This is a genomic window from Granulosicoccus antarcticus IMCC3135, from assembly GCF_002215215.1.
GTDB lineage: Bacteria > Pseudomonadota > Gammaproteobacteria > Granulosicoccales > Granulosicoccaceae > Granulosicoccus > Granulosicoccus antarcticus.
In genome coordinates, this window is sequence record NZ_CP018632.1 from 3,303,022 (window position 1) to 3,325,604 (window position 22,583).

Below are 22,583 nucleotides of genomic sequence, written 5' to 3' on the forward strand. Positions count from 1 at the left end.
AGGATTAGCTATATCAGTGAGATGATGGAGGTAGGATAGTTCGCCATTGCAGAAGTGTTTGTTACCGCTATTGCAGAAGCAGGCGAGAACGGAGTAATCAGGGGCTATTTTTTCAGAAATGTGATGTTCCTGCAGATCAGGCTTCATTAATCGTTCAGGATTACTGGCAGAACGGTCAAATAATTCCGAAAACGAACGAGACAAGCCATGGGAAGTCTTCATCATCTGCCAACAGCGGCGGATGCTCACGCACGGTTGCTTGAACAGCTGGTCACTCAGGCTATTGCTGCTCACCCGGACCCTGAGGTGGCGCAAGCCTGGGCGGCGATGGCCCGTGAGTCCATTGCTCGCTATCCGAGTCCGCCCATGCCAAGTCAGCCGGTACTCGATCTGGAACAGGTAGGGGGTCTGGATCCAAAACAGAGCCTGCGACTACAAACCATCACTCAGGATTGGCTCGAAGGCTATCTGCATGATGTCCGCAATCAGTTGATGTGCATTCATCGAGATTTTCTGGTCTTGCAGAAACGCGTTGCCGAGCTGGAAGCGGCTCAGGGAGCCGGTAGTCCTCCGGCTTGATAATGAGAGCTGCCTGAACCCGTAACGATAAAGATGGAGGACTACTCGTCAACTTCAAGGCTCACGAATCGGGCAATGTCAGTCTTCTTGCCTCTGGAAATCCCAGTCGGCCGATACCGGGTAGCTTTATTGCAGGTGGGTACAGATCGATACCGGCCGTCAAGCCCAGTAAATTGAATTCAATACCTTCTTCGATACCGGCAAGAATACCGGCGTAACCTTGAAAGGATATTTGCGCACCGGTGCCGCTGGGAGTCAGGGCTAGCAGAGCGCCTCCGGGCAGGTAGTCCTTGCCGATGGCATTACTGGGTAGCTCCAGTCTCAGCTGAGGGACCTGTCGTGCCAGGTAGGCGGTGAAGGTATTGCTGTTGGGACCGGGCCATACCTTGTACGTTTTATCGTAAGGGTAATCCCGGGCGGCCTGATGCAGGCGGGTAATCAACTCATCTACCTGCTCACCACCGCGCATATCGCGCAGCAGCAGCGGATAATTACCAAACCACATGCCGTCAGGTGTGCCCCTGCGCACCTGTACTGCCGATCCTCCCCAATAAACCCGATAGCCGATGACTTCCAGGCGCGTGTAGTGTTTTTCATCACGACGTTTGGTTGCAATCCAGGTGTGGACTCCGAATGCACCGCGCCAGCGAGCTGCCCGGGCAGCATAGACCTGGATGACGGCTTCATCTGATTCAGCTGAGGGGGCCTGCTGGGTGCTGCCATGGCGACTCTGGCTGCGCGATGCGCCTGGATCTTCGGTGTAATGGGCGGCCACCATGCAGCCAACGGGCATGAAGAACAGCAAAATGATGATGGACAGGATTCGCCACATTCTCGTTTTCATTTATCGATCAGCTTGTTTACGGGGCGTTGGAGTCCTTGAAAGACAGTTAGTTCGACTATCTGACTTGGCAAATGGGTACACAATCCGGTAGGCTTCGTCACATGAAAAAACGACTCGAAGGAAAACGCGCACTGGTTACGGCCGCTGCGCAAGGGATTGGTGAAGCAACGGCTCGCGCCTTTGCGGAGGCTGGCGCCACTGTGGTGGCAACAGATATCAATGCGGAAAAACTGGCCGAGCTTGATTCAGTGCCGGGGATCACGACACAAGTGCTGAACGTGATGGATCGCGCTGCGATCGAAGCATTTTTCAAAGACGAAGCGGCGTTCGACATTTTGTTCAACTGCGCCGGTACTGTCCATAATGGCTCAATACTCGATTGCACTGACGATGATTGGGATATGGCGTTTAATTTGAACGTTAAAAGCATGTTTCACATGAGCCAGGCTGTGCTGCCGGGCATGATTGCGGCCGGAACGGGTTCCATCATCAATATTTCATCCATTGCTGCCCATAAAGGGTTGCCGAACCGCTTCGCTTATGGCGCATCAAAGGCCGCTGTACTGGGCTTGACCAAGGCTATCGCGGCTGATTTCGTCACAAATGGCATTCGCTGTAATTCCATCTGTCCTGGAACCGTACAGTCTCCATCATTGAACGATCGTATTGCAGCCTTTGAAGATCCGGTAGCAGCGCGCAAGCAATTCGTAGCCAGACAGCCTATGGGGCGCCTTGGTAGTGTTGATGAAATTGCAGCGGCTGCCATGTATCTGGCCAGTGATGATTCCGTATTCACCACCGGCACTCAAATGAACGTCGACGGTGGTATGTCCATATGATCAGCAAATCTGAAAGAGTAGGTTTTATTGGTCTTGGCGCCATGGGTGTGGGTATGGCTGCCAATGTGATCGCCAAGGGATATCCCTTGACTATCATGGGTCACACTCGCCGTGAGCCGGTTGAGCGCCTGGTCGCTCTGGGTGCGACTGAGGTCAAGACTCCTGCCGAAATGCGCGCACAGTGCGACGTCATTATCTTGTGTGTGACCACATCCGATGCCGTTGAGGCCATCGTTCTGGGTGACGATGGCTTGCTTGCTGGCGGCGATAACCCCTTTATGCTGATCGATTGCGGCACCTCTAAGCCGGATTCGACACTGATGCTGGGTGCCAAACTGGCTGAATCCGGTTGTTCCATGATGGATGTGCCTCTGGGACGTTCTGCCGCTGCCGCCGAAGCGGGTACGCTGAACATGATGGCTGGTGGTAGTGAGGCTGATTTCAATCGCGCCAAGCCGCTGCTGGAAACCATGTCTGAAAACCTGTTCCATGTAGGTGAGCTGAGTGCAGGGCATCGCATCAAGCTGATCAACAATGGTTATTCCATGGCCGTGGCCTGTCTGGCTGCCGAGGCGGTAGCAACGGCACGAGCTGGCAACGTTGATGTGAAAGTACTGCATCAGGTGATGGGAGCAGGTCCGAATCGCAGTGACTTCTTTGACTGGATGATGGAAGCTGCAGTTTCCGGTGATGAGAGCAAGCTGGAGTTTGCGCTGAAGAACGGCTACAAGGACATGGGCTATTTTGGGGCGATGGCGGATGAGGTCGGTGTTGATGCAACGCTGCCTAAAGCGGCTACTGCACGTCTGAAGGCTTTGGTTGAAGCGGGTCATGGTGATGATTTCGTACCAGCCGTGATGCGTCTGATCCAGAAGTAGGCGCGATTTTTCGCCTATTCCAAGAGCACCGCAGTGCAGCCTGAAGGCGATGCTGCGGTGTTTTCACTACAAACTGATGTTGTGACTAAAAATGGTTGAATCCACGCCCGTTGTCTGGCTTGATGGCAAAGAATCTGCCGGTCAGCCATTTCTCAGACTGTCCGCCATCGATAATGTGGCGGTGGCTCTGAGGACTCTGAAACCCGGTGAGGAGCTATCCTTGCCAGCTGCGACGCCAGATCAGGAGGCAACGACGGTGGTGGTGGCCGCCCGCATCATGAAAGGCCACAAGGTTGCGCTGTCTGATCTGAACAAAGGCGCACGGGTGGTGAAATATGCACAGTTGATCGGCGTGGCAGCCGAGGACATCAAGTCGGGGGAGCATGTGCATTCCCATAATCTGTCCTTCATCAATAACGATACAGCCTATGCTCGCAATGCTGAGCTGAAGCCTGAAACCATCGAATCAAGCGATACGTTTCAGGGCTACAAGCGAGCCGATGGTCGCGTCGGCACTCGAAATTACATCGCTGTCATCAGCAGTGTCAATTGCTCTGCCACCGTTGCCAACCGAATTTCCGAAGCATTCAATCATGGCAAGCTGGACGACTACGCCAATGTTGATGGTGTCGTCGCTTTTACGCATGGTACGGGCTGTGGCATGGACTCGGCCGGTGAAGGATTCCAGAACCTGCAACGGGTGCTGGCAGGATATGCGCGTCATCCCAATGTTGGCGGTGTTCTGCTGGTAGGACTTGGCTGTGAGAACAGTCAGATAGCAGGCACCATCGAGTCGCACAAGCTTGCCACTGGTCCCTTGCTGCGTGTCATGAATATCCAGACGACAGGTGGCCATGTCAAAACCATTGCTCGTGGTGTCGAAATCATCGAGAGCATGCTTGACGAGGTAGGTAGCATACAACGTGAAACTTGTCCGGCATCCGCGTTGACAGTGGCATTGCAATGCGGCGGGTCTGATGCGTGGTCAGGCATCACGGCTAACCCGGCGTTGGGTTACGCCTCTGATTTGCTGGTCAGGCAGGGCGGTACTGCGGTACTGGCGGAAACTCCGGAAATCTATGGTGCCGAGCATTTGTTGACGCAGCGCGCCGCCTCTGACGAGGTCGCGGCTGAGCTCATGAACCGGATCTCCTGGTGGCAAGACTACGTGGCTCGCAACAATGGCTCGCTTGATAACAACCCGTCGCCGGGCAACAAACTGGGTGGTCTGACGACCATCCTGGAAAAGTCATTAGGCGCGGTTGCCAAGGGTGGCACGACCATGCTCAATGGCGTCTTTCGCTATGCAGAGCAGGTCGACAAGCCGGGATTTGTTTTCATGGATTCACCCGGTTACGATCCGGCCTCTGTTACAGGTCAGATCGCATCGGGCTGCAACCTTGTCGTGTTCACGACTGGACGGGGTTCCACGTTTGGCAGCAAGCCTGCGCCTTGCATGAAAGTGGCCACCAACACCGATATGTACCGGCAGTTGTCAGATGATATGGACATCAATGCAGGCACCATTGTCAGTGACGGCGACTCGGTGGCAGAGGTGGGTGAACGTATCTATCGTCGTCTGCTCGAAGTCGCCTCTGGTTCTGTCACGCTGAGTGAGGGACATGGACTGGGTGATCACGAATTTGTGCCATGGCAAATCGGTGCGACCATGTGAGCTTGCTGGTGAAAGTCTGGGCACAGGGCTGACTGCCATGCACACTCTTGTATTGGGAGCAGGCTTCAGTGGACAATCTATTGCGATAAAGGCCGCCGAGTTCGGTTCGGTCTGTGGCACGCGCCGAAGCCCGGAAGGTCTGGATGAGCTGGGCGCTATGGGAGTTCCGGGCTGTCTTGTGGATAGCAGTGCCAGTGATATGTTGCTGGAGCAGCTTGCCCGCGTTACGCATTTGGTGGTCTGTGTAGCCCCCGCACGACAGCAACCATTGCAGGATCCCATGCTGGATTTGCTGCGCCCATGGGTAGATGCATTATCCCAAGGCGGCAAGCAGACGCCTCTGCGATCACTGGAATGGATTGGTTATCTGTCGACTATCGGTGTCTACGGGGATCATGGCGGTCACTGGGTCACCGAGGATACGCCCTGTACCTCGATGCAGCCTCGTTCACTGGCAAGGCGTGATGCAGAACAGGCGTGGCAAGCCCTGGGTGGTGAGCTCTCTGTGCCTGTCAGTGTGCTGCGGCTGTCGGGTATTTATGGACCAGGTCGTAATGCGGTAAAAGATGCCATGGCGGGCAGGGCACGCATGTTGATCAAGCCTGATCAGGTGTTCAATCGCATCCATGTACAGGACCTGGCAACGGCGACCATGAAGGCTGCCAGCACAGGCTTTGATGGCATTCTCAACATTACCGATGACGAACCGGCGCCACCGCAGGACGTTATCCGATATGCTCATCGTCTCATTGGCAAGTCTGATTCTGAGCCTGAAGCACAGGATTTTGCGACTGCCGACATTACGCCCATGGCCCGCTCTTTCTACAGCGAAAACAAGCGAGTCAGTAATGAGCGAAGCAAAAAGGTGTTGGACATGGAATACCGTTATCCCACCTACAAACAGGGCCTGGATTCAATTGTGGAACTTTAAAGGCAAGAGGTCTGTGCATTTTGTTTGATTCTCTGATGCAAGCCCTCTCGGCTGAAACGTTGTTGACACCGTTGATGCTCAGTGCTGTCGCTATCTACTTCGTTGCCGGTGTCATCAAGGGCATGCTGGGTATCGGATTTCCGACGGCGGCGGTCAGTCTGCTGGCGCAGGTGACTGATGCCCGCACCGCGATATCTCTGGTCGTCATACCCATGGTGGTCACCAATGCCTGGCAAGTCTGGCGTAGCCGGCGAGTGAGCTGGGTATTGAAGAGCTTCTGGTTGCTCCTGGTCGTTATGCTGGTGCTGACTGCATTATTCTCACAGGTGTCCGTGCTGGTGCCGGTGGCACTGCTGACGGGAGTGCTGGGCCTGATAGTGACCGTGTATTCAGCATCCAGTCTGTATCGGCCGATATTCTTCATTCCCGACAGACTTGATCGGATAGCGCAAGTCACAGCCGGAGTCAGTGCTGGCATCATGGCAGGGCTGGTCGGTGTCTGGGCTCCGCCGATCCTGATCTATCTGAATGCCAGACGCATCAGCAAGGAGGCGTTCGTTGCTACAACCGGAGTCCTGATGTGCCTGGGCAGCATTGTTCTATTCACCGGCTATGTGAAAGCAGGCCTGATTGGCGGTTCAATCATGGTGATGTCCAGCCTCTTGCTGGTGCCATCACTGCTCGGGTTCAGCAGTGGTGAATGGATAAGGCACCGCATGTCAGCCAAGCGTTTCGAACGCGTGTTGCTGTGGTTTTTCCTGATCATGGGGCTTAATCTGATCAGGCGCGCGTTTATCTAGTTGATTGATAGGATGGTGTGGAGTGAGACAAGGCGAATTCCTCGTCAGTCATGCCTTCCGCTATATCCTCGAACAACGGTGTGGAGAGGTAACGCTCTCCGGTGTCGGGCAACATGCACAGAATGATTGAATCCGCTGGTGCGGTCTCGGCTATCTTCATGGCAACGGCAAAGGTCGAGCCCCCCGAAATACCCGTAAAAATGCCTTCTTCACTGGCCAGTCGCTTAGACCAGGCAATGCCTTCGGGACCTGTCACAGGAATCAGTTCGTCATAGTTTTTTGCATCGAGGGCTTCTTGCAGCACCAGTGGAATGAAGTCTGGCGTCCAGCCCTGAATGGGGTGCGGTTCAAAACTCGGATGACTGCTGGCAGGCTCACCGTCACTACTGCGGGCCTGCTCAATGCCGGAGCCCAGCAATGCAGCGTTGGCAGGTTCGGTCAGCACAATTCGGGTATCAGGCCTTTCCCGACGCAGGACTCGAGATACACCGGTCAGCGTCCCACCGGTGCCATACCCTGTGACAAAGTAGTCCAGCGACTGACCTTCAAAGTCAGCGATGATTTCACGGCCGGTAGTCGCCTCATGAATATCGGCATTGGCAGTGGTTTCAAATTGTCGTGCCAGAAACCAGCCATTGGCCTCGGCCAGTTCCTTGGCCTTTCGGTACATGCCAAGGCCTTTTTCTGCCTTCGGTGTCAGCACTACTCTGGCCCCCAGGAATCGCATCAACTTTCGCCGTTCGATGGAAAAGCTGTCTGCCATGGTCACCACCAGCGGATATCCCTTGGCGGCACATACCATGGCCAGGCCAATGCCGGTATTGCCTGAGGTTGCCTCAACGACGGTCTGTCCGGGGCTCAATTCGCCACTGCGCTCGGCAGCCTCGATGATATTGAGTGCCAGGCGGTCCTTGACTGATCCTGCCGGATTGAACGCTTCGAACTTGACGTACACCGTGACACCAGCAGGTGCGATTCGGTTGATTCGGACGACGGGGGTATTGCCTACCGTGTCAAGAATGGATTCGAACAGCTTGCCGTGGCCCTGAGTCGTTCTGATGGATGACATGACAGATTCTCTTTGAGCAGCGGCAGTGTCAAATATCCTAGCACGGAACAAGTTGCACACCCTAGTGTGGCGGTCGGTAAACAAGGTAATACTCAGCGAGTTTGTCAGTTGTGCTGCAGGTTCCAGGCAAGGGATCTGGTCAGCCTGTTTTTGGGCAGGTAATGCTATCGCTGCTTGCCGAAAAATCCATTTGTAAGCCTTTGGTCATCGATGAGCGATGTTTCAGCTCTTCAAAAAGTATCAAGTTGTCAGAATAATTCCTTGCAAATAGCCACATGGCATCCATATACCATCCATGTGGATGTTTAATGGCATATTTGCCATGTGAACCTACTGTAAAGGGCTGTACTGAATCGAACCTGAGTCTTTGCAGGTTTGCGCAAGCATCTAGCCACCACTTTCTGACCGCATCAGTCTCAAGATGCACCATTTTTGAACAAGGATTGAACCCATGTATAACTTCAAAGTTGACTCATTACGTTCGGCAACCGACGGCACGCACAATGCTCGTGTCATGGCCGCCAATGATCTGGTACAGCGTACCCTTGCTCAACATGGGCTCGTCTCCCCCTTGAGCGGCGCGGTTGACGGGCAAGCCGGTGCTGTGCCCTCATCGGTGCCACCTGTGGTGGTTAATCCAATGGCAGGATTCAAGACACCGTTTACCGGTGCGGCTGCTCAGCATGTTGTCATTCCCGAAGGGGCTGAGTTTCGCCAGGAGCAGTTTTCATGCGAAGCAGGAAGTCGTTCCTACCGAACCTACATACCTTCAAGCGCCACGATCGGTGTGACAGGCATTGTCGTTATGCTGCACGGATGCACGCAGAATCCTGAAGACTTTGCACTGGGCACAGGTATGAACCAATTGGCAGAGAAACACCGGTTTGTCGTGATCTATCCGCAGCAATCGCGTGGTGACAATGCGCAGTCGTGCTGGAACTGGTTCAGTCGCGGTGATCAGCACAGAGATCGGGGTGAGCCTGCCATTCTGGCTGGAATGACTCGCAAGGTAATGGCGGAGCAGGGGGTGCCTAAAGAGAAAACCTGTGTGGCCGGACTTTCTGCGGGTGCTGCAATGGCGGTGATACTGGGCGAGACTTATCCTGATGTGTTTTGCGCGGTTGGCGCGCACTCTGGTCTTCCATTGGGTGTTGCCAGAGATGTGCCTTCGGCCTTTGCGGCCATGGCTGGCAATGCCAATATGCCTGAAGCTGCAAACAGGGTTTCAGAAGCGCCTGCCGTTCGTACCATCGTCTTCCATGGGTCTGCAGATGCAACGGTACATCCTTCAAACGGCGATGGTATTGCAAGGCATATACGGGCGCGAGGAGCGCAGTTGACGATCGAGACTGACGAACAAGGTCGTACCTCTGGAAGAAGCTTTAGTCGCAAGATTATAGCCACCGCGCAGGGTACGACTGAGTTGGAACACTGGGTTGTTGATGGCTTGGGTCATGCCTGGTCAGGTGGTCAACCCGAAGGCTCTTATACCGATACGCAAGGCCCTGATGCCAGCGCCGAGATGGTTCGCTTTTTCTTCGAATCCGGCAATCACAAAGGATAAGTCGAGGTTCATGAGATTGAGGTTGCCAGAGTAGGTGGTAGGGCGGCTTGTGTTAATAATGCAAGTCTGCTCTATTGGCATGTCATGCTTTAGTTCTGCCCAGTCGCCAGGTATCAACGACGGCTACAACCCAGATGATGCCCATCCATGCAGTAGCCGTAGTGATGCTATTTGATTGGTCGGGGTTGTTTTGCGCTGTCATCAGGTCCAACACGGCACCAACCTCAAACTGTACTTCACCGCTGACAATCTGCTCGGCAAGCAGGTTCGTCTGCGTCCACATACCCGACATCAACACGTAGAACGCAGCGATGGAGGCTGCGATGAGGAGTATCGCAGGCAGTTTTTTCTCCAGATACCAATGCCCTGCACCCGGGTATGCGAATGCTGAAAGCAGGAGCGCTTTCGTAGATCGTTTCATGCTGTCAGCGCGCCATATTACCGGTGGGACAAAAGGGACCAGGTAGCCATCTTGCTTGACTCAAGGCCGGCAATCATAAGTGCCGTCGGTAGCGCACTCTTTCAAGAGTCACCAGCTCATACCTTGCCATTACTAGCGGCATCGCAGAGTCTGTCTGTGTTAGTTCATCGGATTTCATCCAGTAACCGGCAAACGTACCCATAAGCGCCTAACCTTCAACCTGGATAGGGTTCGTGTAACAATAAGCCAGCGTTCGAGGAATAGCTATGGAAGATCAAGACGACAATGTCACTGAAGATGCGCAACCGGCACAGCCGCCACAACTAACGGTCATCGAGTTGAGAGTGCTGGGTGTGTTGATGGAAAAGCAGCTGACCACACCTGATCAATACCCACTGACCGTCAACAGCATCATCACTGGCTGTAACCAGAAATCCAGTCGTGAGCCGATAACAAATTATCAGCAAGGCGAGCTTGTTCGCACGCTCCAGGGCCTTGAAGATAAACGCTTTGTACGCAAGGAGTTTGGCTCTCGCGCTGACAAATACACTCAATCGTTCATCCAGCAATTGGACTTGGGTAAAAAACATCAAGCCCTGCTTTGTCTGATGATGCTGCGTGGCCCGCAAACACTCAGCGAGCTGAATACACGTACACAGCGCATGGAGCTATTCAGCGACAAGGACGAATTAACCCACTGTCTTGAACGCTTGTGTGAACGCGAATTACCTTACGCCATTCGACTTGGCCATCAGCCGGGTCAGCGTGGTGAGCGTTTTGGGCATTTGTTCAATGGTGTGCCCGAGGTCGGGCAGTTCACATCCAGTGCCGGTGCCAGCAGTAAATCATCTCGAATGAGTGAGGATGATCAGGACATGCTCTCCTTGCTTGAGTCTGAAGTGAGTGAGCTGGGCAAATATGTACAGGAACTCAAAAGCGAGAATGTGCAGCTCAGGCAGCAAATTGAGAGTTTGTATTTGCTGACAGGTCATTCGCTACCGTCGAGCAACGAGTCTGATTGAGGAATAGTTTGCAAGGCCTGAACAACAATCGACAACGGGAGCCACTGGGCTCCCGTTCAGATCAGGCTGCTTGATATCTGACGATATCGATGTTGAAAGCCTTCGTCGTATAGCGCGGTTCTTATCTGCGTGCGCTTATACGCTTGCGTAGAAACAAGCCCAATAGCACTGGCAGCCATAGAGCCGCTCCGCCACCGCCGGTAGTCACAACGCTGTCGGTGCCGTTATCCGTACTGCCAGCATCTTGCGTCCCGGTGTCGCCGCCCGTGTCATCGTCTCCATCTGTACCACCTTCTCCTGATGTTTCCTCGCCGTCGCTTGTGCCGCTATCTGTGGAACCATCCGTAGAGCCATCTGAACCACCTGTCTCATCATCACCGGGTCTTGCAACAGGGGCGGTGTTCAAGGGGTAGGGGGCGGTATAGCCCGGTGTCAGAGGGTCCGTTGGATCGGTCGGTGTGCCGGGTGGCAGTGGGTTCGGACCGGTTGGATCACGTCGTTCATTAAACGCCAGAGGTGCTGCGTCAGTACCAAGGCTCAGCAGCGCCGCTGGGAAACTGGTGGATTCTGATCCCGCCGCAGCACTGGGTGCTGCAGCGAGGCGAACACTGCCGGTATCACGACCATAGAATACATAGGTCTCGCCCTGACCAGAGGCTCCCATCATCACGTCGTCACGACCATCGGCATTGAAATCACCGGCTCCTGCGACCGATACGGCGTAATAGTCCACGGTGCCAGTGCCATTGATTCGAAAGCCATTGCTACCATCAAGATCGGACAGCTGCAGGCGGGCAGGAAACGCACTGGTTGATCCAAAGACGAAATAGGCCTGGCCAACGCCCTTGCGCTGTGGGGTGATGACAGTATGCGGAGCACCGATCATCAAATCATCAATGCCATCGCCATTGATATCCCCGGCAGCATCGAGATCAGCACCGGCCATATCTCCCCAGATTGTCTGTTCTTCTTCAATGGGAATCACGCCACCGCGTATGCCGCGCAACACCAGACCGTTGAGGCCGTTCAGATCATCTTCGACCACCGTCTCAATGCCATCGAAGTTGCCGCCAAACAGTACGTAAACCTCGCCCGGATAGTCACTGGGTACGCCAAAAGGACCCTTGCTCGGTGCGCCAATGCCTATGTCGTCAATGCCATCGTGATTCAGATCACCAATAGCGCCCACCGATGCTCCAGCTACGTCCTGGATATTACTGCCATTGAACACCAGGCCATTGTCACCGTCCAGGTCGGCCAGGCTTAAAGCGGCGGGGAAAGAACTGCCGCCCAGTACCAGATAGGCGGCACCGGCTTCGGCCTTGCCATTGGTTGTCTTGTAGGGGGCGCCAATCAGGATGTCATCAAAACCATCATTATTGAAGTCACCAGCTCCCGCTACGAAGCGGCCTGTGCGATCTTCAGCGCTGATGCCAATCACGGCAAAGCCATTGTTGCCGGTGAGTTCGGCAGGCGACAGGCTGGCTGGAAATGCGGTGCTTCTGCCAAAAATGACGTAGCTCACACCTGCGCCGCTGAGGCCATTGGGCGACGCATTGGCATTGCCAATGATGAAATCGGCAATACCATCGCCGTTTACATCACCGGCGCGTTTCAGGTCTGTGGTGCCGGAGGCGAATTGGAATCCATTGCTGCCATCCAGCTCTGAGACATCCAGCGTGCGCTCAAAGTCAGCATCAGAACCGTAAACGATATGTGTTCCGGTAATCGAACCCGCTGCGATGTCATCCAGCCCATCCCCATTGATGTCACCAATGCCTGCGAACACGGAGTCATTCTCTGTATCGTTGAGAATGACAAACCCGCTGTTGCCGTCGAGCTGTTGGCCATTGAGGACGCCATTGTTGCCCTTTGTCGGGCCAAAAATCACCCGTATACCGCCAACTCCGGCGCCTACCAGTAAATCTTGCAGGTTGTCGCCGTTGATGTCGCCAGCCTGATCAACCGGGCCGCCCCGATCAATAGTGAGCTGGTCGTCCTGACCAAGTCGAAAGTTTTCGATGATCGGGTCGTAGCTCTGGGCGAGAGCAGTACCGCTGGCAGCTAACAGGGTCGTCAGGCCAAGAGCCTTGATGATAGGTTGCAAATGCATTGCTGAGTTTTCCTCGCAGAATCGTAATGCCCGCTTGGGCGCGCAACGATTCGACTCGTTTCCACTAAAACCGAGATTGTAGCGCTCACTGAGTTCCTGTTGTGGAGATCCTGTTTGAAAGGCGCTCTGGTCTACAAGAAACAGGGTGTGCAGACAGGCCGTATCGCAGGCTTCAAGCTGTTGAATACAAGCGTTTTTCAGATCCATTACCAGAGCGATACCATGACCTGTGACACATTGTCGGTGTGGTGATCTGTCAACTCCTGTTTGAGAGGGTGGCCACAGTTGCTAACACCGCATTTTCAAGTGCACAAGCACTGGGCCGATAGCGCCGATAGATACTTTGTTCTTCATGCTCTCTCCTGACTTCGAGTAGATATAGCGCCAATGAAATTCTTGCTCAAGACCTTGCATAGTCAGATCGTCCTGCTAAAGCTGGTTGTCTGCATGCTCCTATGGTCGGTTTCGATGACGTCGGTGTCAGCAGCGGATCTGCCTCAGCCCAAAGGCGATGTGATACTTGTTATCAAGGGTGCCATTAGTCATACCAACGCGCCCGGGGTGGCTAGTTTTGACTACGCCATGCTGGCAGATCTGGGGTTAGTGTCCGAACAGATAGATACGTCGTGGACGCCAGCAGGAGCGGTTTTTGAAGGCATAAGAGCGCGCAGGCTGCTGGAATTTGTAGGGGCCAGGGGGAGCCGGATCACCGCGACTGCGATGAACGACTACTCTGTCAGTATTCCCTTCAAGGATCTGGCCGATTACGATACATTGCTGGCTACCAGCCGCGATGGGCAAAGATTGCGCCTGAGAGATCAGGGGCCTTTGTGGTTGTTGTATGTGCCGGATGACAAGCCCGATGTGATGCCGACGATATTGAATCACCGTATGGTCTGGCAGCTCAAGACGCTGGAGATAGAGTAAGCCCCTTGTTTTCCGGTTGGCGCCTTCGAGGCTTTACACTCAGTTGCCTGGTAGGGCTGGTACTCATTGTTCTGGCTTATCAGAATACTCAGGTGCTGGTGAAGAACTGGTTGACTGTCTTATCCGTGTCTCAGCAGGAATGGAATTGGCAGGCAACAGCTCTGGTGCGCGAGCACTTGCGTTTTGTGGTTCAGCTGGAGAACTACATCAATCAGGAGGCAACATCCCCTGTTGAGCTGGAGCAGGTGGTGGAGCGGTTTGATCTCTACTGGAGTCGGTATTCAGCGATGAATACGTTTTTTACGACATCAGATGCCCAAGCAATGGCATTGCTGTCCGAGATCACCAGTGCCCCGGGTGATATTGAAGATCGTTTGACGCAAATTGTTGGCGTGCTCAACGAGAGTGGCATTGCGACGCTTCGGCGTTTAGAGCCGATACTGATGAAGCTGCAGCCCGGTGATATAGCTGCATTCAAGGAAATGATGCAGGGTCTCAGGTTGTTAAGTGATAATGCAGTGGATCTTGAAACTGCACTCTTCGCTCGAACCCGAACGCTGCAGTTTGCACAAAACCATTTAACCGAGACGCTTAATTCACGTCTGCGTATTGCCTATATTGGCTTGTGCCTGGTTATATTTACCTTGGTTGTGGCTATCTATGCCTATGTGATGATCAAGAATCGCACTGCTCGTTCCCTGGAATCGGTGAACAGTAAGCTGGTATCGAAAATATCCGAATCAGAAGAACTCACCAATGAGCTCAAGAGAGCGGCAAGCCATGATTCCTTGACTGGACTTCTGAACAGGCATGGATTCGAACTGTTGCTGGGCAAATTATTTCAGAACACAGGTCAGATGCATGGTTTGTGTTTTGTGGATCTTGACATGTTCAAGGTCGTGAATGACACCTGCGGCCATGCTGCCGGTGATCGATTGATACAGGAAGTAGCCGACCTGTTTACCAGCGAATTTGAAGGCCGTGGATATGTCGCACGATTTGGGGGCGATGAGTTTGTGCTTGTTCTATCCAGCTGTGAAATTGAAGAATTCAATGATCTGATCATGGAGGTCAGCAAGCAGTTATCCCCTTATCGATTTAATTCTGATCAGCAGATTTTCGAGGTCACCGCAAGCTTTGGCGCCTTGCATTTTGATGCCGGCAAGCACTCGAAGCAATCTGTCATGGCTATTGCTGATGCAGCTTGCTACGAGGCCAAGAACAGTGGTGGTGGGCGAGTATATTTTCATGATGGAGATGACAGTATCATTGCCTCCAGGCAGTCAGATCTTTTCTGGATCAATGCCGTGCAGCAAGCGCTCAAGGAGGACAGATACTTACTGTATTATCAGCCTATCGTCGGTATATGCGAACAGGGCGTATGCCAGCATAGCTGGGAGATTCTGGTAAGAATGTGCGACGAGAAAGGCGGTGTGATTCCTCCGGGGCAGTTCCTCGAGGTGGCGGAACGCTACGGTATGGCGCCGAGGATTGATCGCTGGGTAGTGCAGCATGCGTTTGATTGGCTGGACAGGAATTGCCTGGAAGACTACGAGCTGGATTGTCTTAATATCAATCTCTCCGGATTATCCGTGAGTGATCTGGAATTTCTGAGTTTCATTGAAGAGCTCACACGGCAAGCCAGTTTCGATCCTGGGAAAGTCTGTTTTGAATTGACCGAAACAGCGGTGGCAGGGCACAAGTCGCGAGAGTTTTTGCTTCGCTTGAAAGAAATGGGATACCAGCTGGCGCTTGATGATTTTGGCAGCGGATTTGCCTCGTTCGGATACCTGGAAACACTCCCTGTAGACTACATAAAGATTGACGGGCAGTTCGTCAAGGATGTGGATACCAACTCAATGCATCGGGAGTTTGTCAAAGCGATTGGCGCGATAGGTAAGTCCATGGGCAAGAAGGTGGTGGCTGAATTTGTCGAGAACGAAGCTTCGTTGGATATTTTGAGAGATCTGAAAATTGATTATGCTCAGGGCTATCACATCGCCAGACCTATGCAAATCCCTGATGAGCCAGGCAAGGAAATGAGTTATCAGGCTGTTGCGTGATAGTTGCAGGTGATCGGGTGCGCACGGTCATGTGCTATTGAAAATACTGAGTTGTCAATTAAACAAACGTGTCACAGGGTATCAGTGAGTGACGGCTCACAGAAACAGATTCTGCCATTGATGTAATGCTGACCATGACAATAGGTTGACGATATAGTTCGCGACTCCTGACTGTTATGAGCGCAATGCATGAATCTCACACCAACTCTGGTCCGCCGAACGATACTCGGACTTGTCTTGACGAATTTATGGGCCGGTGCAGCTTCTGCTGAAACTTTCAGACCAGGCGATGAAGCGTCCCTGAGAGATGTACTGGCTACCGCCCTTGATAATGATGAGGCGGATATTATAGATCTGAGTGGGCAGACAATCATGCTCGAGCAGTCTTTGGTGATTGTGCCAGAGAGTCAGACACTGGAAATTACCAACGGAACGCTGGAACGTGCGGCAGGCTCTGAGTCGACGCGCCTGGTTGAAGTGAGACGCTTTGATGGATTAGCGAGTGAAATTATCAGGAGCGAATTCGGCACACGAGTCCATTTCAACGATATGACATTTCGTAATGGACGTGTCGATGTTGGTGATGCTGCGACAAATTCGACGGGTGGCGGGGCTATTCTCGCAAGCTGGTGGGTCGAGGTCACGAACTCCCGTTTTGAAAATAACTCTGTCGTGGGTAACGGATCTGGTGGCGCCATTCTGTCGACCGACTATTTGGCCGTTGAGGACAGCGTCTTCATAAACAATACTGCACTTAGTACTGGCGCTCAGAATACTGCAGCCTTCGGTGGTGCAATCATGATGAAGGACAAAGGCACCAGTTTGCGTGGTAATAGTTATACCGGTAACCAGGCAAACGCCGGTGGTGCACTGTACTTTTCCGTATCGGCTGAAGATTCTACGACCGTCGGAGAAAGTTTTTTCCAGGGTAATACGGCTACCACATTGGGTGGTGCTATTTTCACCGCCCAGGACAGCCTTATTGTAGAGAACAGTACGTTCTACCAGAACACTGCTGATACCGGAGGCGCGGCTATCTATTCACAAGGGAAGGGTGATGCTGATGGCTTCGGGCTGGAGTTGAGATTCAGTGCCTTGATTGGTAATAGTGCGAGTGGTGGCAGCGGTGGTGGTGGTCTATTGGCCTTTTTCTCTGAGGGTAAAGGCGTCGCTATGCGTAGCAATATCCTGGGAGGTAATGCCGGGGGCAACTGTGAAGGTATAGGTAACTCGTCAGTATTTACCGGTTTGTTCAAGAGCAATATCTCGGATGATGCAAGCTGTGGTGGCAATGAGGTCACGCAAGTTGGTGATGTTTATACGGTCGTGGCTGGAGCGCTTGCTCAAAATGGTGGTTTGACCCCTACGTTCGCTCTTATTTCCGACAGTATTGCCATTAATGCGTCCACTGACGATTTATGTCTGACTATTGATCAACGCGGAGCCTCTCGTCCCGGCAATTCCGAGCTTTGCGATATTGGCCCTTATGAGTTGGATCTGCAAGAATTTGACGGCGATGAGGATGGGGTAATCGATTCGGAGGACAATTGCCCGGTCGATGCCAATGAAGGCCAGGAAAATCTGGACGGTGATGCTTTTGGTGATGCCTGTGACGATATTGATAATCGCGATGGTGATTCAGACACGGTTGAAAACTTCGAAGATAACTGCCCCATGGTTGCCAATCCAGATCAGAAAGACTCTGACAGTGATGGTGTGGGTGATGCCTGTGACATTACGCCAACAGGTGATGTCGACGGGGACGGTGTGGATGATGAAATCGACAATTGCCGTAGCATCGAAAACTCTGACCAGCTGGATACAGACAAGGATGGATTCGGTGATCTTTGCGATGAAACGCCAACCGGTGATGACGACAACGACGGCGTGGACAATGCCACTGACAATTGCCCAACTGATGCCAATGCAAATCAAACAGACTCTGATGGTGATGGAATCGGTGATGCTTGCGATTTAATCGACAATGGTGATACGGATGGTGATGGAGTAGAAGATCGTCTTGACAATTGCCCAACTGATGCCAATGCAAATCAAACAGACTCTGATGGTGATGGAGTCGGTGATGCTTGCGATTTAATCGACAATGGTGATACGGATGGTGATGGAGTACAGGACCATGCTGATAACTGCCCTGCAGTCTCTAACGCTGATCAAACAGACACCGACGGTAATGGTATCGGTGATGCCTGTGACGAGCCGGTAGACAATGGTGGTAGCGATGTTAATGATCAGGTAGTACAGGCTGCTGACACACTGGATGGCATTGTTGCCGGTACTAATGGCCAGACACGTCGAATTCTATCCAGTGCCGCGAAGTTGCTGGATCGGGCTCTGCGTAGCAATCAATGGACATCGGAGAATCAATTGTCCAGCAGACGCGGAGACCGTGTATTCAGCTACGTGGCTTCTGCTCTCAATGAGATAGAGAGAATTGCCGATTATCGCCGTACTGATGCAACGTTACGAGCAGAGTTGAATGCAGTCAGTAGTGCGTTGCTGGACAATCTGCGTACTCTGGCTGATAACAAGATCGAAGAGGCGGTTGCTGCCAACGGTGCTCAATGGAAGATATCTCGGGCAAGAATTGCGCTGCGACTGGCAGAGCGTGATCGTGGTCGGGACTGGCTCAAAGGCGCTGCCAACAATTACGGTTATGCCTGGAGATGGGCCAACTCAGCTCTCTAGTTGAAGTGCTGAATGGACGCCGTAGACGGACTTCAGTGTCTGTTTACGGCGATCATTGTTCTGATTGTCAGCAGTTGCTAAAACCAAAGCCAACTGTTGATGTCGGGCTTGCCCTTTGGGACTTGCGCGGCTTAGTAGATGAGGTATGTATAGGGTTCTTGCAATGCGCAGTAGTCAGTGAGCGCATCACGATACCGGGCGTAGATCAGGTCTTCTATCGGATTCGTATACAGCATGCTGGCAAGCGCGGCATCACAGTCCAGCTGTTCAGCAATCACGCCTGCAAGAGTGCTGACCAAGGCGGCAGCTCTGATCGAATTCTCCCCCTGACTGAAGAGTTGAGCCAGGGTCATGCTTGTTGAAACCTGGGCAGCCTCTCCTTGTGCGTCGGTGTATTCGATATCCAGCGTTATATTCTGATCCGAGTTGATATCTTCTGGTCCAGTGAATATTTCCAGAAAAAACTGATCACTATTATAGGAGAAGTTGACTGGCTGGATATCGTCGGCATTGGTCGAAATTTCCTCGGCAGCGGACTGCAATTGATCTAGCTGCTGTGGATAGCTGAGGCGAAACCTGACATCAGTGAATGCAGGTTCGATGAAGCGCATGAAGCCCTCTGTGAACAGGCGTTCAGCATCGTCTGGAGTGATCATGCCGCTATAGCTTCCCTTGCCTGTATCGGTGAGTGTGTCCAGCACGGCGTCGTTGAAGTTGCTGCCTACGCCGATCCCTGAGAAGTAGATTCCCTCAAGTCCGTTGATCACTGTTTGCTGAGCGATGATATCGGCATCAACCTCGCCCGTATTAACGTAGGCATCCGTCACCAACAAGACTCGGTTGGCTTTTTGTGGGTCGTAGGTTCGATTGGCGACCTCGTAGGCAAGCTTCAGACCTTCGTTGATATCCGTAGAGTTTTCGGTTGCCAGGCTGTTTACCGTGTTCGTGTAGGCGCTGCTCTGACCGCTGTCTGCTTCAAGCAGAACCTGAGCTTGAGTGGAGAATTTCACAAGGTTGACGACATCTCCCTCTTTCAGGCTTTCGGGCAAGCCCGACAAGCCATGCCTGGCGACATCGAGCAAGCTTCTTATATCGGTACGCGTCTCTGAGGCATAGGCAGACTCCATGGAGCCGGACACATCTACCAGGACGGTGAGCACGACGTTACGCCGTTGTTCGAGCGTTTGCTCAGGTCCGCTGAGGTTGACACCGAGGGCGTATAGCGATTCAGTTGTGTCGATTCTGGTGGGTAGATCAGAATTAGTCGTGGCGAGCATGCCCATGGAAACGCTGAAGGGGCCCACGGCCTGGGAGCTGAAAGGTTGGAAACTCTCGGCATTGAGAAATTCAAAGGCTCTACCCAGTGAGGGTCCCGGGCGAAAGCCGTTATCGATTGCGAACAGCGATAGATCGCGTGCCGCCGTGCTGGTCGACTCGTCGTAGGAGAAATAGAACGAGGTTTGCTCGCCATCAATGGGTGGCTCTTCCCCCGATTCGGGTGGTAATGCCACATCGTCGGGGAGGGAGACAGGCGAGTAGGGGTCGTTGAGGGGGCTGTCACCGATTACACCTTCCGATGAGCCGTCGGTATTGTAGGAATCGTCCGAGGAGCTACCTGAGCAACCTGCCAGTGCAGCAGCAATTGCAAGTGCAGGCAGGCAGAGTCGAGGAGTGTGGCGAAATATCATGGGATGCTTCCGTTGCAGGTGAGAACGAACTATGCCATGAATATATTGCAATGATTGGGAAAATATACCCAAAATAATTAACAAAAGTAGAGCCTATGTCAATTATTCGACTGATTTGAGCGCGTCGGCTTTGCTGGTCTCACTGCTCTGGTTGGAATCCTCTGACCAGTGGGGCAAGATGCGGCCGCAAACCGCACCTTACCCGTGGGTGTTCAGGCTGACTGCATGAGAAACGACTGGCCGCTCCAGTCGTGATTGTTCACAGCGGTTGCCAATACGGCGGCGACATCACCTCTGGCCGCCTCACCGTTGACATCAACATCATCGCCAAAGCGCAGATCACGTTTACCGTCATCATCGGTGAGTCTGACTGGGCGCACGATGACATAACTCAGACCAGAGGACTTCAGATGCTCGTCGGCATCGTGTTTGGCCTGCAAGTAGTGGGCAAGCTCACTGTTGCTATCGGGTTTGTCTGCACCGACTGTACTAAGCATGACGAAACGACCAACGTTGGCTTTTGCGGCAAGATCAATCAGGCGCATGGCTCCGTCGCGATCTACTTTATCGGTCATTTCGGCACTGGTGTCGCCGCCTGAACCTGCCGCAAATATCACCGCATCGCAGCCACTGCAGGTGCCCTCATGCAAGTCTGTCAGATCGCCCTGACGCAAGCTGACATCTGCTGGCAGAGTGCTGGTGTCAGAGCTGGCACGAACCAGTGCTATAGGTGTATGACCAAGGGCGGAGAGCTCATTGATCAGTCGCAGGCCTGTCTTACCGGTTGCTCCGGCAACGAGGATTTTCACTATAGGCTCCTGTACAGTAGTCGTATGGCGGGTGAGTAGGCGAGACCATGAATAGTATTCATGGCAGGTAGATACTTTTGACGTTGATAAACTCCTTCATGCCGAAGCCACCGTGCTCGCGGCCAAAACCGGAGTCCTTCACACCACCAAAAGGCATGTTCGGATCTGCAGCTCCAAAGGAATTGATACGGATCATGCCGGTGTCGAAGTGATCGCGGGCGAGTCTGAGGGCTTTGTCTTCATCGCGGCTGAAAATCCCGCCTCCCAGTCCATAGCGGCTGTCATTGGCAATCCGCATGGCGTCTTCATTATCACGGGCTTTGATGATCGAGGCGACAGGGCCGAACAGCTCATCGTCATAGGCTGGTGTGCCAGGTTGGCAGTTGGCAAGCACCGTTGCGGGGAAGTATTGACCTACGGATTCTGCAGGATCGCCACCACAAAGCAACTGTGCACCGCCAGCGATGCTCTTCTCCACCTGCTCGACTAAAGTGTCGAACTGCTCCTGGCTGGATACGGGGCCCAGCTGGGTATCCTCACTGGTTGGATCACCCATGGTAATTGCTTTCATTTGATCCACGAAGCCGCTGACAAATTCGTCATAAACGGCCTCTGTCACTACAAAGCGTTTAGCCGACACACAGGTCTCGCCATTGTTATAGATACGGCCCTGCACACAGGTTTTTATGGCAAGTTCGACATCAGCATCATCCAACACCAGATAGGCATCATTTGAGCCTAGCTCGAGCACGGATTTTTTCAGGTTCTGAGTCGCTTTCTGCCCTATATGACGACCCGCTTTATCGCTGCCGGTCATCGTGACGCCGCGTATTCGATCATGTTCTATTATTTCGTCAGAAACATCATGATCTATGAGCAGAACGTCAAACAGTCCCTCAGGCAGTCCTGCCTTGCTACAGATATCGAGCAGCTTCAGGCCACTACCCGTGCACAGGGCTGCGTGTTTGAGAATGACTGCATTGCCGGCCATCAGGTTGGCGGCAAGAACACGCACAGGCTGATAGATCGGAAAATTCCAGGGCTGGATGCTGTAGATGACACCGACTGGAGAGTAGGCGACAATACTTCGTTTTTTACCACCGCTGTGAGTGCGCTCTTCGTCGGCCAGCTCGGTAGGCCCCTTGTCGGCGGTATATTCAAAAATTTGGGCGCAGAGTTCAACTTCAGTCAAGCCATCCCGCAGCAGCTTGCCGGTCTCGGCCGTCATGAGTTGTGCCAGCTCCTCAGCGTTGTCGCGCAAGCCTGACGCAATGTCACGCAGATAAGGCGCTCGCGCTTCATGTGTTTTTTCTCGCCATCCCAGAAAAGCTGTATGGGCTGCATCAATCTTTTCAAAGGCTGCCTCTTTGCTCATCAATTCATAGGAGGCTATGGTTTCCTCTGTAGCAGGGTTAATGGTCGTGATCTTTGTCATAAGCATTGTTCCGGTTGCAAGAGCGAGCTGACGGCTTGGGTAACGATCCAAGGCTAACGATGCAGTTGTTCGCAAAGAGTGAAGTCTATCGATGGTGCTTCTCGATATTCAGGTTTTGCGTTTTCTACACGGTTTTTCCAGCTGCAACCGGTTTTTGTCGTGACAAGCTGTCAGGACGTGTCGGGCTAATTTGTATGCAGGTTCACATTGATGCATTAAT

General features: G+C 53.0%; 19 protein-coding genes. 12 read left to right on the forward strand and 7 right to left on the reverse strand.

Annotation, left to right across the window (positions count from 1 at the left end):
• The first annotated feature begins 207 nt into the window (after window positions 1-207).
• A complete protein-coding gene (locus IMCC3135_RS14225) occupies window positions 208-579 on the forward strand; it encodes a hypothetical protein (RefSeq protein WP_088918231.1) in 372 nt (123 codons plus the stop codon).
• A gap of 61 nt (window positions 580-640) precedes the next feature.
• Here the strand turns inward: IMCC3135_RS14225 and IMCC3135_RS14230 are convergent, their stop codons facing one another.
• Entirely contained in the window at window positions 641-1,423 is a 783-nt protein-coding gene (locus tag IMCC3135_RS14230; protein ID WP_205738043.1) for a DUF3750 domain-containing protein, read from the reverse strand.
• Between the two features lie 101 nt (window positions 1,424-1,524).
• Here IMCC3135_RS14230 and IMCC3135_RS14235 point away from each other — a divergent pair, with 101 nt between their 5' ends.
• From IMCC3135_RS14235 to IMCC3135_RS14255, 5 genes are all read left to right on the forward strand, one after another.
• Window positions 1,525-2,262 carry an SDR family oxidoreductase gene (locus tag IMCC3135_RS14235; protein ID WP_088921850.1) on the forward strand — a complete coding sequence of 246 codons (738 nt, stop codon included), beginning with the start codon at window positions 1,525-1,527 and terminating at the stop codon, window positions 2,260-2,262.
• Complete coding sequence (locus tag IMCC3135_RS14240) at window positions 2,259-3,140, forward strand: NAD(P)-dependent oxidoreductase (protein WP_088918233.1); 882 nt, start codon at window positions 2,259-2,261, stop codon at window positions 3,138-3,140. The genes IMCC3135_RS14235 and IMCC3135_RS14240 overlap by 4 nt, the downstream gene beginning before the upstream one ends.
• Before the next feature lie 91 nt (window positions 3,141-3,231).
• Window positions 3,232-4,815, forward strand: coding sequence for a UxaA family hydrolase (locus tag IMCC3135_RS14245; protein ID WP_088918234.1), 1,584 nt, complete (start codon window positions 3,232-3,234; stop codon window positions 4,813-4,815).
• Between the two features lie 37 nt (window positions 4,816-4,852).
• The gene (locus tag IMCC3135_RS14250) at window positions 4,853-5,746 is read left to right on the forward strand and encodes an SDR family oxidoreductase (protein ID WP_088921851.1); all 894 of its coding nucleotides are present in this window, start codon (window positions 4,853-4,855) and stop codon (window positions 5,744-5,746) included.
• 20 nt (window positions 5,747-5,766) lie between these two features.
• On the forward strand, window positions 5,767-6,546 hold the full coding sequence (locus IMCC3135_RS14255) for a sulfite exporter TauE/SafE family protein (RefSeq protein WP_088918235.1): 780 nt from the start codon (window positions 5,767-5,769) through the stop codon (window positions 6,544-6,546).
• On the opposite strand, the gene cysK is transcribed toward IMCC3135_RS14255, so the two are convergent.
• Window positions 6,539-7,615 carry a cysteine synthase A gene (gene cysK / locus IMCC3135_RS14260; protein WP_088918236.1) on the reverse strand — a complete coding sequence of 359 codons (1,077 nt, stop codon included), beginning with the start codon at window positions 7,613-7,615 and terminating at the stop codon, window positions 6,539-6,541. The genes IMCC3135_RS14255 and cysK overlap by 8 nt on opposite strands.
• Window positions 7,616-8,066: 451 nt before the next feature.
• On the opposite strand from cysK, the gene IMCC3135_RS14270 reads away from it, so the two are divergent.
• Window positions 8,067-9,179, forward strand: coding sequence for an extracellular catalytic domain type 1 short-chain-length polyhydroxyalkanoate depolymerase (locus tag IMCC3135_RS14270; RefSeq protein ID WP_088918238.1), 1,113 nt, complete (start codon window positions 8,067-8,069; stop codon window positions 9,177-9,179).
• Window positions 9,180-9,261: 82 nt separating this feature from the next.
• Here IMCC3135_RS14270 and IMCC3135_RS14275 read toward each other — a convergent pair whose 3' ends face one another.
• Complete coding sequence (locus IMCC3135_RS14275) at window positions 9,262-9,600, reverse strand: hypothetical protein (RefSeq protein ID WP_088918239.1); 339 nt, start codon at window positions 9,598-9,600, stop codon at window positions 9,262-9,264.
• A 266-nt stretch (window positions 9,601-9,866) separates the two neighbouring features.
• On the opposite strand from IMCC3135_RS14275, the gene IMCC3135_RS14280 reads away from it, so the two are divergent.
• Window positions 9,867-10,622 carry a YceH family protein gene (locus IMCC3135_RS14280; RefSeq protein WP_088918240.1) on the forward strand — a complete coding sequence of 252 codons (756 nt, stop codon included), beginning with the start codon at window positions 9,867-9,869 and terminating at the stop codon, window positions 10,620-10,622.
• Window positions 10,623-10,743: 121 nt separating this feature from the next.
• Here IMCC3135_RS14280 and IMCC3135_RS14285 read toward each other — a convergent pair whose 3' ends face one another.
• Window positions 10,744-12,735 (reverse strand): integrin alpha, encoded by a 1,992-nt coding sequence (locus IMCC3135_RS14285; RefSeq protein ID WP_169727461.1) that lies wholly within the window; start codon window positions 12,733-12,735, stop codon window positions 10,744-10,746.
• Between the two features lie 114 nt (window positions 12,736-12,849).
• On the opposite strand from IMCC3135_RS14285, the gene IMCC3135_RS34515 reads away from it, so the two are divergent.
• The 4 genes from IMCC3135_RS34515 to IMCC3135_RS34075 all read left to right on the forward strand — a co-directional run bounded on the left by IMCC3135_RS34515 (window position 12,850) and on the right by IMCC3135_RS34075 (window position 18,431).
• Window positions 12,850-12,987 (forward strand): hypothetical protein, encoded by a 138-nt coding sequence (locus tag IMCC3135_RS34515; RefSeq protein ID WP_169727462.1) that lies wholly within the window; start codon window positions 12,850-12,852, stop codon window positions 12,985-12,987.
• Window positions 12,988-13,122: 135 nt separating this feature from the next.
• Window positions 13,123-13,662 (forward strand): putative pterin-binding protein, encoded by a 540-nt coding sequence (locus IMCC3135_RS14290; protein ID WP_088918242.1) that lies wholly within the window; start codon window positions 13,123-13,125, stop codon window positions 13,660-13,662.
• Window positions 13,663-13,667: 5 nt separating this feature from the next.
• Entirely contained in the window at window positions 13,668-15,725 is a 2,058-nt protein-coding gene (locus IMCC3135_RS14295) for a putative bifunctional diguanylate cyclase/phosphodiesterase (protein ID WP_088918243.1), read from the forward strand.
• 189 nt (window positions 15,726-15,914) lie between these two features.
• The gene (locus IMCC3135_RS34075) at window positions 15,915-18,431 is read left to right on the forward strand and encodes a thrombospondin type 3 repeat-containing protein (RefSeq protein WP_157735986.1); all 2,517 of its coding nucleotides are present in this window, start codon (window positions 15,915-15,917) and stop codon (window positions 18,429-18,431) included.
• Between the two features lie 131 nt (window positions 18,432-18,562).
• Here IMCC3135_RS34075 and IMCC3135_RS14305 read toward each other — a convergent pair whose 3' ends face one another.
• The 3 genes from IMCC3135_RS14305 to IMCC3135_RS14315 all read right to left on the reverse strand — a co-directional run bounded on the left by IMCC3135_RS14305 (window position 18,563) and on the right by IMCC3135_RS14315 (window position 22,363).
• A complete protein-coding gene (locus IMCC3135_RS14305; protein WP_088918244.1) occupies window positions 18,563-20,119 on the reverse strand; it encodes a vWA domain-containing protein in 1,557 nt (518 codons plus the stop codon).
• A gap of 212 nt (window positions 20,120-20,331) precedes the next feature.
• On the reverse strand, window positions 20,332-20,928 hold the full coding sequence (locus tag IMCC3135_RS14310) for an SDR family oxidoreductase (protein ID WP_088918245.1): 597 nt from the start codon (window positions 20,926-20,928) through the stop codon (window positions 20,332-20,334).
• Window positions 20,929-20,986: 58 nt separating this feature from the next.
• Window positions 20,987-22,363, reverse strand: a complete 1,377-nt coding sequence (locus IMCC3135_RS14315; RefSeq protein ID WP_088918246.1) for an NAD-dependent succinate-semialdehyde dehydrogenase — start codon at window positions 22,361-22,363, stop codon at window positions 20,987-20,989.
• Window positions 22,364-22,583: the final 220 nt, after the last annotated feature.